Genomic DNA, 12,577 nt, shown 5'->3' on the forward strand with positions numbered 1-12,577 from the left:
TGCTAATTTGAGAATGGCCACAGTTGAATAGCCAACCTGCCAGTCCCTGAGAAGACGATTTGGTCTTGCTCTTTTTGCGGATAAAGTCTGGAAGTAAAGGTATACTCCCCATTGTTTATGAACACTTCCATCGATGAAGTGTCCATAAACAATTGGATCTGTCGTAATTCTGATAGTTGAATGCTTCTTTTTTTGCGTCCATAGCCGGAAGGCCCATGAGAAAGAGTAAAAATATGGCCATCATAAGAGAGAATCGTGTCTTGGCGCAAGAGAAGCTGCAGGTTTTTTGTCTGTTGGGTTAGCTCTACCTGCAGTTCGTAGACCTCTCCAGCTAATTTTGGAGCAGTAAAGCTATCCTTTAACTCGACATTCCAGAAGAAAGGCTTTCCACGTAATTTTTGATATTCTGGCAATGGTTGTTGGATCAATCGTTGCCCATTGAAGCTCAGTTCTCGCGGCAATGTCGCCGCATGCTGCCATCCTCGAGTAACAGTGGGATTCGAGTATTCAGGACTTGTGTCCCCTAGTCCCATCCAGCCCCATAACAATCTGCGCCCTTTTTGATCCAAGAACGTTTGCGGAGCATAAAAATCAAACCCTCGATCCAATTCCACGAAATCCGATGTTGGCTTAAATTTCAAATTTTTCCAATCTACTTCCCCTAATAAGTAGCCAGACTGGTATAAATTATTGAAAGCATAAGCTTGCGGATCTACTCCCTGTGGTGAAAAAAGTAAAATATCTTGTCCGTCAAGTTGAAAGAAATCGGGACATTCCCACATATAACCAAGGGAATAATCATCCCCTAAAAATATCCCTTGATAGGTCCATTGTGAAAGATCCTCTGACTGATAAATCAAAATCTTTCCTTCACTTTCCCGAGTTCGAGCCCCTAAGATCATATAGTAACGGCCCTCTTTTTCAAATACTTTTGGATCACGGATATGATCGGTAAACCCTGCAGGATATGCTTCATGCGGGATCACTACTTCTTGTTTTTCAATCGAATAACCATCACTAATCACATGGACCGTATTTTGCTCTCTGCCACTAAAAGTATAATCATGGTCCCCTTCGTTTTTCACATTTCCTGTATAAAAGAAATGGATCTGATCATCCTTTACAATCGCACTGCCAGAAAATACACCATTTCGATCATACGAATGTTCTGGTGAGAGAAAAATTGCTTCTTCTTTGAAGTCTACCAAATTGGTTGACGTTTTATGTCCCCAATGGGGTGCTTCTTTTCCTGCAGGATTTTGAGGAACATATTGATGGTAGAAATGATAAACCCCATTAAACTGACAAAGCCCATTGGGATCATTCATCCACCCAGTTTCCGGCATTAAATGAAAGTACAGTCGCCAGTTATCCTGAGCGATCTTTGCTTTTAGTTCCGATTGTTGTTCCAGCTCTTGCCAGGCTTCTTTTGCACGCAAATCCATCCACCACTTTCTTCTCTACAATTTTTCCATTAATTCTCGGTTGCGCTTAACGTTTGAAGGTCATCCTCAATCGTTGTTTCTTCATTCAATTCATCGGAAATCTTTCTCCGCTGCAGTTGGACGCAGGCAAAGCCCACACTAAACGCAATGAGGATCACTGCAATGTATTTCAACATGGCGCCGAAATCTCCTGTATACAACAACAAACCAGGAATAAATGTAATGCCCATTCCTGTTGCTGCCAATTGAAAAACATACGTCATCAAGCCGCCGATGGCCCCCCCAACCATGCCAGAAGCAAAAATACGCAAGGACCGAAGATTGATCCCAAACAATAATGGTTCCGTGATCCCAAACAAGGTTGGTACAGCTGCACTAATGGCATTCGAGCGTTTGACTTTGTTTCGGTAAAGAAAAGCAGCTGCGATTGCTGCCCCAAATTGTCCTGCCATACTCGCTGTTCCTAGAACTTGCAAGACATTCTCTCCTGAAGTATTTAATAAACCAAGTTCGATGATGCTCAATGAATGATGCAAACCGGTGATAACAATCAATTGCTGAACCGCTGCATATAAGATATAGCCAATACCAAAAGGCGCTTGTACGAGGTAAACAATGCCGTTGATCACTGCTTTTTCTGCAACTTGCAAAATGGGACCTAATGCAAATAAAACTAATGTCAGCGTCACTACGATAGTCAGAAATGGAGTGACGACTAAATCCATCATTTGTGGAACAAATTTTCTAAATCCTTTTTCTAATTTGGAAACAAGCCAACCAACAATAATTGCGGGGAAAATCGAACCTTGATACCCTGAAATAGAAAGACCGAATAAATGAAGCGGCTGTGCATCGCCACTAGCAACTGCCCAAGCATTGGGTAACTGAGGTGCTACCATCATCAAACCAACAACGATCCCGATGATCGGATTACCGCCAAATTTTTTGGTGGCACTATAAGCAATCAATACAGGTAAGAAAGCAAAGGCTGTATCTGTCAGCATTTCAAAGAGCGCATACCAGTCCGCACTAAAAGGAACCCCTAATTCAACTAGCAGACCACGGATCCCCATCAAAAGTCCAGTTGTAACTAATGCCGGAATCAATGGCACCAACACATCAGAAAGAGTACGAACAACTTTCTGAACAGGCGTCAGATTGGAATAAACATCTTCTTTAAAGGCTGTCTGCTGCTCACCATCTTTACCCATTGTTTGAGCAAAAGCCTCATAAACTTCATTTACTTTTCCAGTCCCAAAAATAAACTGATGCTGTCCTGTATTAAAGAAATAACCTTTGCTTTCAGAAATGTTTTCTGCCTTCTTTTTGTCTAGCAACGCATCATTTTTCAAAATAATGCGTAGTCGAGTGGCACAATGCTCATAATTTTTAACGTTTTCCTTACCACCCACTGCTTGGAGCAACTGATCAATGATTTTCTGATCTTTCATTTTAATTTTCCTCCATTTCAACTCACTTTATTTTGTGGAACCGGTTCTACAAGAAGGATAACAGAAACCGTTTGCAAAATCAACCCGTTTTATCAAAAAAAAAAAGACTGTGACAAAATCATCATCCAACAAGTTAAACCAAATCATATGCTGTTGCGATAGATTCCTCGGACTTTTGCGACGAGGAGCCACTGCACCGCAGGAGCAATAATAGAGACTGTGACAAAATCATCATCCAACAAGTTAAACCGAATCATATGCTATTGCGATAGTTTCCTCGGACTTTTGCGACGAGGAGCCACTGCACCGCAGGAGCAATAATAGAGACTGTGACAAAGTCATCATCCAACAAGTTAAACCGAATCATATGCTATTGCGATAGATTCCTCGGACTTTTGCGACGAGGAGCCACTGTACCGCAGGAGCAATAATAGAGACTGTGACAAAGTCATCATCCAACAAGTTAAACCGAATCATATGCTGTTGCGATAGATTCCTCGGACTTTTGCGACGAGGAGCCACTGCACCGCAGGAGCAATAATAGTTAAGGTTCGGATAGTGTTACTTGTCGGAGACTTATGGCACAGTCCCTTTCACGAATCATTATGGTATTTGTTCTATGGGAATCGTTGATTGTTTGATCACCAGTTGATTCGGTAACTTAATCAATTCTGGCACTTGAACTTTTTGGATCAACTTCTGGATCGTTTCCACCGCATCGACACCTAACTGGTGGTAAGGATAGTGAGTGGTCGTGATCGTCGGAAAGACATAATCCGTCGAATCATATCCACCGAAGCCGCTAAGGGAGAAATCCTCCGGCACTCGCAAGCCTAACTCATGCGCGGCTTTCAATACGGCAACAGCAATGTTGTCTGTGGCACAGGCTAAATAGGTCGCTTGATTCTCTTTTAGAAATAAGCGAGCTTTTTGATAGGTTTCACTTCTGGAAAAAGACGTTTCGATGAAAGATAATTTGGTCCCTTCCATTTGAGCGACCACATCCGTAAAGCCTTTTTTTCTCAAGATCCCTACTGCTTCGTCTTTTTCAGTCACTCCGATAAACAAAAAAGACCGATGGCCGAGTTCAATTGCATACTCTGCCAGTTTCTCTCCCGCACGATAATCATCATGGACAATCGAATGGACTCCTTGTAAGTGTTGACCCAACATCAGTACAGGAACGGTCAATTGCTGCAAGACTTGTGCTAGCTCACTCGTGATCTCTCTAGCCAGCATAATGATACCAGCAACCTTTTGCTTGACCAGCATCTCAATATTTTCTAATTCGCGTTGTTCATTTTGATTAGAATTCGTGATTAACAATTGATACCCATTCTTTCGAGCTGTTTCATCGATCCCTTCTAACACACTGTTGGTGGAAGGAGAATCCAGCCTAGGAATGATCACTCCCAACAGTTTTGTGTCTTGTGCTTTTAAACTGCGGGCAAACGTATTGGGCCGATAGCCGGTCTCTTCAATAATTGCATCAATTTTTTTACGTGTTTGCTCGCTAACATAGCCATTATTCAAATAGCGGGAAACGGTGCTTTTCGCAACGCCTGCTTTTTCAGCGATATCTTTAATCGTTACCGTTACCATAGTCACCCTACTTTGCTTTTTCTTTTATTATACCAAGAACTGAAACAAAAATAAGCACTGATTCTCTTTCGGATGCCATTCACTTCATGAAAAGATAGGAAGCCACAAAAAAAGATGCTTGCTACTCATGAAAGAGCCAGCAAGCATCCGTTTATTTCTCGTGATCAAACGTTCAAGATCCACATAAAACCAATAAATACAAAGAATAACACATACATGATCGGTGAGACTTCTTTACCACGTTTGGCCGCAATCATTGTGATTGGATAGAAAATGAAACCTAGTGCGATCCCGTCAGAAATACTATAAGTCAAAGGCATGCCTAATAAAATCAGAAAAGAAGGAATCGCGATTTCCATTTCATGCCATTTGATTTCTTTTAGTGATTGCGCCATCAGTACTCCGACAACAATCAATGCTGGTGCTGTAACCTGAGAGGTCACTACTGATAAAAGCGGAGAAAAGAATAGACCAAACAAAAAGAAAATACCTGTGGTCACAGCTGTTAGTCCAGAACGACCGCCGACAGCGATCCCTGCTGAAGATTCCACATATGCGCCTACTGGAGAAGTTCCTAGTAATGATCCTGCCAACATCGCTGTCGAATCAGACGCTAATGCTTTCCCCACTCGAGGCATCTTATTGTCTTTCATGAAACCTGCTTGATTGGCTAAACCAACTAACGTACCGGCAGTATCAAAGAAAGTGACTAGTAAGAATGTTAGGACAACGACCCACATTTGCAATGTGTTGATGTCACCGACATGCTTCAATGCGACTAAAAAAGTCGACGACATACTAGGTGCTGCCGAAACGATCGAACTTGGTGCGTGGATCAAACCTGTCACTAAACCAAGAATGGTCGTCGCTGCCATCCCAATGAAAATCCCGCCAGGTACTCGACGAACCATCAACACAGCCGTAATGACCAAGCCAAAGATCGTTAACCATGTCGTACCTACACTCAATGATCCTAAGGCAACTAACGTTGAATCGTCGGAAACAATGATCCCACCTTCACTAAGACCAAGGAAAGCAATGAACAAGCCTATCCCACCAGAAATAGCATATTTCAAGTCGGAAGGAATCGCATCAATGATCATTTCACGAAGTTTAAAAATCGTGATTGCAATAAAAATCAGCGAAGCGACAAAAACACCGGCTAGTGCCGTTTGCCAAGGCACACCCATCCCGATACAGACTGAATAAGAAAAGAACGCGTTGATTCCTAACGCAGGAGCTGTCGCAATCGGGTATTTTGCCAAGACTCCCATCAAAATACATCCGAGGGCACTTGCTAATGCTGTGGCTGTAAAGACCGCTCCCTCATCCATACCAGAAGCACCAAGGACCGTTGGATTGACAAAAAGAATATAGGCCATTGAAATAAATGTCGTGAATCCAGCCAAGAGTTCCCGCTTGATGGTCGTGTTGAGCTCATCAAGCCCAAAATAAGAGTGAAGCACATTTTTCATTTTTTGAATCCTCCATTATTCAGATAGGCGCGATTATTTTCCCTCTGAATCCTTAATAAAACAACGAAATCAATGATATACCAACTTTTCCTCCAAGTAAATAAACTTTTCTAAAAATTTCAGAACTATTTTCATTTTCATTTAAGATGCTAAAACCGCTTATTTCCCATACACAGTGCCTCATACTCGTTATGCTTCGATTGTACCACTTGAATAGTAAAAACAAAAAAAGTCTGTACTGTCAGAAACAAAAATAGGCAGCCAAAGAACGATCATCTTTTCCGCAGAAAAGCCAATCCTACCTGACAGAAAGATCCTATCAGGATTTCTTTTGCTGACCTATTGGTTAAACTGTTTTTGTGAATGATCAATCCACAAAATTTTGCTCTTCCTCAATCAAAATCTTTAATTGTTCTGCTGTCGTTCGTTTCATTGACAACGGCGGCAACTCTTCCAACGTAAAAAAGCCACTGGCAGAGGTTTCACTGTTCGTCACAAAAGAGCCTTCTTTGATCGAACAGGCAAAAACTAATTTATAATATTGAAACAATTGTGGAATGTCTTTGCGCAGATTAGTATCAAATACTGCACAAAGTTTGTCAACTTCAACAACTAATCCTGTCTCTTCCAACACTTCTTTTATAACGTTTTCTTTGGGTGAGAAACCGACTTCTGCATAGCCACCCGGTAAAGACCACTCTTTTGTATGAATGTCTTCCACTAATAAGACTTTGTTATCCTGACGAATCAATGCTCGAACATCAACTTTTGGTGTTGGATACCCCTCATTGGCATCTAGCACAAGTTTAAGCGTATCGGTTGTTTCTTTCGTCGATCGGCTCATCAATTCCACTAGAATCTCTTTCATTTCGACATAACGCTCTTGATCATAAATATCCTTGCCATAATAGATCCCAGCATCAGCGATTGCTAGCAATCGCTGATACTTCTCAAAAATCTCCTGCATCTGCTCCCCTCGCTTTGTGCTCTGTCATTCTCTCTTTATGATAAAGCAAATCCTGGCAGATAGAAAGCCAGACAGCACTAATTTCTAAAGTCAGCTAGCATTATTCAACAAGCAATCATTCTTTGCGATAGATCATGCTTTGCTGGATTTGCTTTAACGCAAAATCCATGAGAAAAATCAATCCCATAGCCAATAAACTACCGATCAATGTTCCCGAGAAACGCCAAGGAATCAGATGGAGTGGTACAAAACTACTGCCGATAGTCATCAAAAGCAGCACTTGCGGATTGGTAAAAAAGTTGGCGATCGTATAATTGACAGGCATGAAATATTCCGTCAATACATTCAATACAATCAAAATAGCAGCTTTTGCTTCTAATGGTAAATCCAGTGCCATGAGTAAGAAACCTAATAAGAGCCCAACTATTCCTCCTAGCACACGACCGATTGTTCTTTTTTTGATGTTTTCCATATGTTCGCCAGCGAGTACCGCGGCTGCAGAAATCAAGATCCAATAACCATTGCTTGCTCTCAACAGATATCCACTATAAGTAGCAATAAATAAAATCATCGAAAAATGCATCGCTTTTAGGATCATTTCCGGTTGGTGGTAAAGAGCGACATAATACTTATCTTTGAGAGAAAGCTGCTGAAAGCGATCTTTGGGTAAATGAAAAGGCAGCCTTTCTGCAGCGGAGATCAGCAACCCAGCCGCCAGAGAACCTACGATTCCATAAAGAAGATAGGAGCTTTGATGAAGAATCGCCAGTAAAGCAGCTGTCACATTCTGTGTTTGATGGTGAAAATTGAATCCCGTTGCGTAGAGCATCAGTACAAAGAAATAATCTGGTTTTGGCAAGCGGTAGATTTTGGAAAGTAAAAAAGCCGTGAAGGATAAGCAGCCGATGATAAACGGTGCACTCCAAGGAATCAATGAAGTAACCGCCCCTAAAATAAAGGCACTCAACAATGCAAAACCGTGGATCAGGATTGCTTTTATATTGTAACTGAAGGAACGGTGCTGAAAAGCCAAATAAGAAAAAGCTCCCATGGCTCCAACAGAACAAATCATGGGGTCTTTGGAAAGAATCCCAGTAATCAAAGGAACGCCCATTGCGATGCCAGAGCCCAATGGACGTAATAGTTTGGTAGTTAAATTCATGACATTCCTCCTCTAGCCCCTATTGGGAGCGACATCTTTTATAAGTGGTTGTTTGGGAAAAAATTAGTATGTAAATGATCAGAAGAAAGCAAGATCTTCAATGAAAAACACGGCATAACTGATGAAGCAAGCTATAGAAGATGGAAGATTTTTAACAATGGAAAAACAAGCAGCGACTTTCTAGCAGAGAGGCAACGGCCTCTCTATCAATTATAGGAATGAAAATCGAAATATGCAAACTTTTCAAGAAAGTTTCGTGAATCACTTGATCTCAGTTAATCTATCAAAAAAGATGGTGCTCTCTCATTGCCGTCAATTATACGGTTCAAGTGATATAAAAAAGATCAAAACTATTCTGGAGCAAACAAGAAGTTGCACTCAGTTAGTTTTGATCGAATCATTTTATTCCTCTATCTCCTTTAGGATAGGAAAAATTTAGTCCTCTTTTATTTTACAGATGCACTAGAAACAGCATCGACTACGACAGCCTCTGGCGCACCAGTTGTCGTAGCTGACTCTGCGTTATCTTCGTGGACAGAAGCACTGGTAACAGCATCTGAGTTCTCGTGAACAGAAGCGCTAGAGACAGCATCTTCGTTTCCCACCAATTTTTGACCGGTTTGTTGCAGATACCATTCAATGATTGGTTTGAAATCTAGAATATACTCGTTGATACCTGCATATTCGCCATTTTCATCATGCATGGCTTGGTAATTGTGGACAATGTATTTCTCTGGAACCTGTTTTGGTACATGAACCCGAACAGCATCTGTAGCGCCGCTGCGCAATTGTTGGATCACCCATTCCACATTTTTATATGATTTTTCAGGGTGACAGTTTGCTAATGGATTGCCCACCTGACCGGGAACACGAGCTGCCAACATTTCATGGGCTTCTTGACGCAAGTTATAATACAAGAATTGATTATTGCTATCCGCAAAGGTCAACTCCATCGGCATTGAATCTAAAAAATAATTGATTTGATCGACGGTCAATAATCCACGATTTAACTGAACATAAGTATTTCCAGAAACGGCCCCTACTGCTTCTGCAGCTTTCTCAAGCCATTGATCATCAGACATATCAACGCCTTCCACCGTTGTAGCGATCTTCCCAGTCGCATGTAAATCTTCTGGTGGCAATTGTTTAGGTCCAGCTAATGCAGAGACTACGTTAATAAATTTGACGAAGCTTGCTAACGTGCTGCCTAAAAAATCAATTGTTCGTTGATCGATCAGATTCCCATCTTCATCAAAAGCTTCTTTTGACTTTCCTAGTAAAAACTCATTCCCCGGCATCACAAGTGCATTGACTCCTGGGGCATCCAAGATTTGACGCAAATGCAACTGTGATCTGGAAGTTCCTTGATCATAATACGAAGCACCCACGACCATTACTGGCTTATTTTCAAGAGGATGAATCTTAAATGAAAGCCATTCCAAGACACTTTTCAGGCCTGCTGGTACTGTATGATTGTGCTCTGGTGTAGCAATGATTACGCCATCGGCTAAAATGATTTTTCGATTTAGTTGCTGGATCTCTGGACTGTTCGTTTGATCATCATCTTGATTGAATAATGGCAAATCTTTGATTTCGACCAGTTCCAAAGTAAAAAGTTCGGTGAATTGTTTTTTGATGAATGTTAATAATTTTCGATTGGTTGAAACTTCTGCTGTTGATCCGACGATACCGATTAATTTCATCTTTTCTATCTCCTATCGCAATTAAATGGTTTCCCAAGAAAAATTTTCTGCTTCACGTTTATTGGCTTGATGGGCATGTTGTAACTGACTTGTGATCGTCACAAACAAGAGAAAATCACTGAATAGTTCCCGCAATTTTGTTACTTGCTCTTCATCTTTCAGGCGTCCTTGTTCATCAAAAGCTTGTAATGAGTGCCCCAAAAGAAATTCTGAACTTGGCATGATCCGTGCTTTTAATTCCGGTGAATCTAAAATCTGCCGCAAATGAGCCTGTGCTCTGGAAGACCCTAGTGTGCCATACGACGCCCCTGTGATCATAACGGGCTTATCAACAAAAGGAAAAATACCATAAGAAAGCCAATTCAAGGCATTGATCAGCGAAGCTGGAACGGCGTGGTCATATTCTGGGGTACTGATGATCACGCCATCAGCAGCTTCAATTTTTTCTGCAATCCTTCTGACTGCTTCCGGCAACTCATGGTCTTCCGGCTTATTGAATAAGGGAAGACCGGCGATTTCGACAAGTTCGATCTCCGCTTCACTAGCAAAAAAGTTTTTCATGAAGTTTAACAAATCGCGATTCGTTGATCGTGATGAGTTGGTTCCTACTAAGCCTATAAATTTCATTTTTTATTCTTCCTTTCCAAAATAATTTTCTTTGATCCCTGACGTGTGGCAGACCCGATTCTCCCTTGTGACAAGGATTCCTTCGATTCCGGTCTGAGCTTTCAATTGATCCACCACTTGAACGATCGGTTTACCAAATAAACGAGTTGTCCAGATTTCTCCTTCCAACGATGACTTAGAAACAATGGTCAGACTCGCTAAGTCACTTTTGGTTGGAAAGCCTGTTTTTGGATCAATGATGTGATGATAAACGGATGCTCCTTGCTGTAAATAGCGTTCATAGATACCAGAAGTCACAAGAGAGGCATTCTTGACTTTGATGATCTCCAATGATTGCTGCCTTGTTCCTTGGGGGTCTCTGATACCGATACGCCAAAAACCATCCTGATGTTTAGGAGACGCGCCATAGGTCACGATATTACCGCCTAAATTGATCAAAGCATAAACAGCATGGTTCTGATGACAGTACATTCGTAATTTATCAGCAATGTAGCCCTTAGCTAATGAACCGAGGTCTAGCAGCATTCCCTGTTTTTCCAAGAAGACACTTTGCTCTTCCTCATTCAGACGAATTTGTTGCGGGTCTGTCAATGGCAATAGTGCAGTTACTTCTGAGGGTGTGAGGACTTTTGCATCCGTAAATCCGATCCGCCACCTTTGGACAAGAGGACCAATCGCAATATTCAAGTGACTGTCTGCTGCGCAACTATGATATTTGCCGATTTTGATCAGCTCATAAAGTTCTGGATCGACGACCACAGGATGTTGACCAGCTGCGTGATTCACCGCCATCAATTCTGAGTGGGGATCGTTTGCGCTAAATCGTGTTTCATATTCATGCAGCAGGCGTTCTAATTCTGATAGCAACGACATTGGATCGTTATGGGCAACTTGTAATGTGATGGTTGTACCCATTCTATGAATGACCCTTGTTTCTTCTCGAAAAAAGTCTTCACCCATTTGTATCCCTTCTTTGATTCCAAAAATCAAACGACTCGCTAGCGAACCATCATTTTTGTTAGTATTTTCACAATCAGAGAATACTCCTTTAAAACATTTTTGTCAATATCATTATATATTTTTTTATATACAAAGCCGCGCTAACCTTATATAAAAAAAGAACAACTTTTGATCTTTCGTTGCTAGATCAAAGGTTGTTCCCTATAAAACGGATCAAAAATAACGACTCATTTTCATTTGCTTTAGTCATGCATCATTATAGCTGTTTTTTCATCTGATTTAACTCATTGATCAACAGCCGATTTTTGTTGATTTTTGCAAACGCAAGTGCATCTTGTATCAATTCTAGAATGACAGAAGCTGGTTCGCCGGCAGCTTGGGCATTTTTGGCCAACTGTGCAGCTGCACGGGCCAGATAATAGGTCAAATGATTCTCTGAGCAAATAGCGATCGCATAATTTAATAGTGCGTTGCTGGTTTCAAGATCATTCGTTTGCGCGTAAAAAACCCCGCAATGGAAAACGATATTCAAAACGCGCCAGATGTCTTCCGTTGTTTGGATGGGATACGTATAAATTTCGCTAAATACTTTATCGAAATATACTTCCGCTTTTTCCAACTCAGCTTCACGCGCATAAGCGATGCCGATCCCCGTGTAGGCCAGCAGTTGAAATACTGTGTCGGTCGTCTTTGACATCAGCAATTGATCAAAATGGAACAAGACATCCGTGAACGGCGCCTGGCTAAAAACCATCTCGAATCCTTTAAGATAATAATAACGAGCTCTTAAATCGGCGTCTTTGATCGTTTTGGGATCGATTTTCTCCAAAATTTGAGCCAATTGTTCAAATTCACTGGTAATCAGCGAAAATTCAGCTTTTTCTAGTTGTTCATCTAGTTGTGAATTCACCACATTGATTGAAGAAAAAAGATCCACTAAAGGCAGATTGATTCGATTGCATAACTTGATCAATATTTTCAAGGAAGGGACTTGTCCATTATTTTCAAACCTGCTCAGAGTTGCTTGTGTGCAAATACCCTCTGAAAGTTCTTTTTGTGACATCCCAGCAGCCTTTCGTGCTGCAATAAATTTCTCTACATTCAATTGCCTTTCCCCTCTCTGCTTCAACAATGGCAGCCATTCAGTATCGATATGATTTTAGCATGTTTTTTTGAAAACAGGCA

General features: G+C 41.3%; 10 protein-coding genes. All 10 read right to left on the minus strand.

Annotated features, from left to right (window positions below):
• Positions 1-2: 2 nt before the first annotated feature.
• Entirely contained in the window at positions 3-1,445 is a 1,443-nt protein-coding gene (locus FE005_RS00080) for a sucrose-6-phosphate hydrolase (protein ID WP_138371082.1), read from the minus strand.
• Positions 1,446-1,474: 29 nt separating this feature from the next.
• Positions 1,475-2,896, minus strand: coding sequence for a PTS transporter subunit EIIC (locus tag FE005_RS00085; protein WP_002328679.1), 1,422 nt, complete (start codon positions 2,894-2,896; stop codon positions 1,475-1,477).
• Positions 2,897-3,499: 603 nt separating this feature from the next.
• Positions 3,500-4,498, minus strand: a complete 999-nt coding sequence (locus FE005_RS00090; protein WP_138371083.1) for a LacI family DNA-binding transcriptional regulator — start codon at positions 4,496-4,498, stop codon at positions 3,500-3,502.
• A gap of 164 nt (positions 4,499-4,662) precedes the next feature.
• Entirely contained in the window at positions 4,663-5,973 is a 1,311-nt protein-coding gene (locus tag FE005_RS00095) for an NCS2 family permease (protein ID WP_060814017.1), read from the minus strand.
• A gap of 367 nt (positions 5,974-6,340) precedes the next feature.
• Positions 6,341-6,940 (minus strand): NUDIX hydrolase, encoded by a 600-nt coding sequence (locus FE005_RS00100; protein ID WP_081131526.1) that lies wholly within the window; start codon positions 6,938-6,940, stop codon positions 6,341-6,343.
• Positions 6,941-7,055: 115 nt separating this feature from the next.
• Positions 7,056-8,102 (minus strand): FUSC family protein, encoded by a 1,047-nt coding sequence (locus tag FE005_RS00105; protein WP_138371084.1) that lies wholly within the window; start codon positions 8,100-8,102, stop codon positions 7,056-7,058.
• A gap of 446 nt (positions 8,103-8,548) precedes the next feature.
• Positions 8,549-9,805, minus strand: a complete 1,257-nt coding sequence (locus FE005_RS00110) for an NAD(P)H-dependent oxidoreductase (protein WP_005470786.1) — start codon at positions 9,803-9,805, stop codon at positions 8,549-8,551.
• Between the two features lie 21 nt (positions 9,806-9,826).
• A complete protein-coding gene (locus FE005_RS00115) occupies positions 9,827-10,432 on the minus strand; it encodes an NADPH-dependent FMN reductase (RefSeq protein ID WP_021150173.1) in 606 nt (201 codons plus the stop codon).
• A gap of 3 nt (positions 10,433-10,435) precedes the next feature.
• Positions 10,436-11,392 (minus strand): FAD:protein FMN transferase, encoded by a 957-nt coding sequence (locus FE005_RS00120; RefSeq protein ID WP_086269061.1) that lies wholly within the window; start codon positions 11,390-11,392, stop codon positions 10,436-10,438.
• 256 nt (positions 11,393-11,648) lie between these two features.
• Positions 11,649-12,497: a helix-turn-helix domain-containing protein gene (locus FE005_RS00125; RefSeq protein ID WP_138371085.1), complete on the minus strand. Its 849-nt coding sequence runs from the start codon at positions 12,495-12,497 to the stop codon at positions 11,649-11,651.
• Between the last annotated feature and the right edge of the window lie 80 nt (positions 12,498-12,577).

Source organism: Enterococcus sp. M190262 (assembly GCF_005843965.1).
Classification (GTDB): Bacteria; Bacillota; Bacilli; order Lactobacillales; family Enterococcaceae; genus Enterococcus_D; species Enterococcus_D gallinarum.

Excerpts from the sequence above, each read along its gene's own strand:
- FE005_RS00080 (WP_138371082.1), bottom strand. The coding sequence starts at position 1,445 with ATGGATTTGCGTGCAAAAGAAGCCTGGCAAGAGCTGGAACAACAATCG.
- FE005_RS00085 (WP_002328679.1), bottom strand. The coding sequence starts at position 2,896 with ATGAAAGATCAGAAAATCATTGATCAGTTGCTCCAAGCAGTGGGTGGT.
- FE005_RS00090 (WP_138371083.1), bottom strand. The coding sequence starts at position 4,498 with ATGGTAACGGTAACGATTAAAGATATCGCTGAAAAAGCAGGCGTTGCG.
- FE005_RS00095 (WP_060814017.1), bottom strand. The coding sequence starts at position 5,973 with ATGAAAAATGTGCTTCACTCTTATTTTGGGCTTGATGAGCTCAACACG.
- FE005_RS00100 (WP_081131526.1), bottom strand. The coding sequence starts at position 6,940 with ATGCAGGAGATTTTTGAGAAGTATCAGCGATTGCTAGCAATCGCTGAT.
- FE005_RS00105 (WP_138371084.1), bottom strand. The coding sequence starts at position 8,102 with ATGAATTTAACTACCAAACTATTACGTCCATTGGGCTCTGGCATCGCA.
- FE005_RS00110 (WP_005470786.1), bottom strand. The coding sequence starts at position 9,805 with ATGAAATTAATCGGTATCGTCGGATCAACAGCAGAAGTTTCAACCAAT.
- FE005_RS00115 (WP_021150173.1), bottom strand. The coding sequence starts at position 10,432 with ATGAAATTTATAGGCTTAGTAGGAACCAACTCATCACGATCAACGAAT.
- FE005_RS00120 (WP_086269061.1), bottom strand. The coding sequence starts at position 11,392 with ATGGGTGAAGACTTTTTTCGAGAAGAAACAAGGGTCATTCATAGAATG.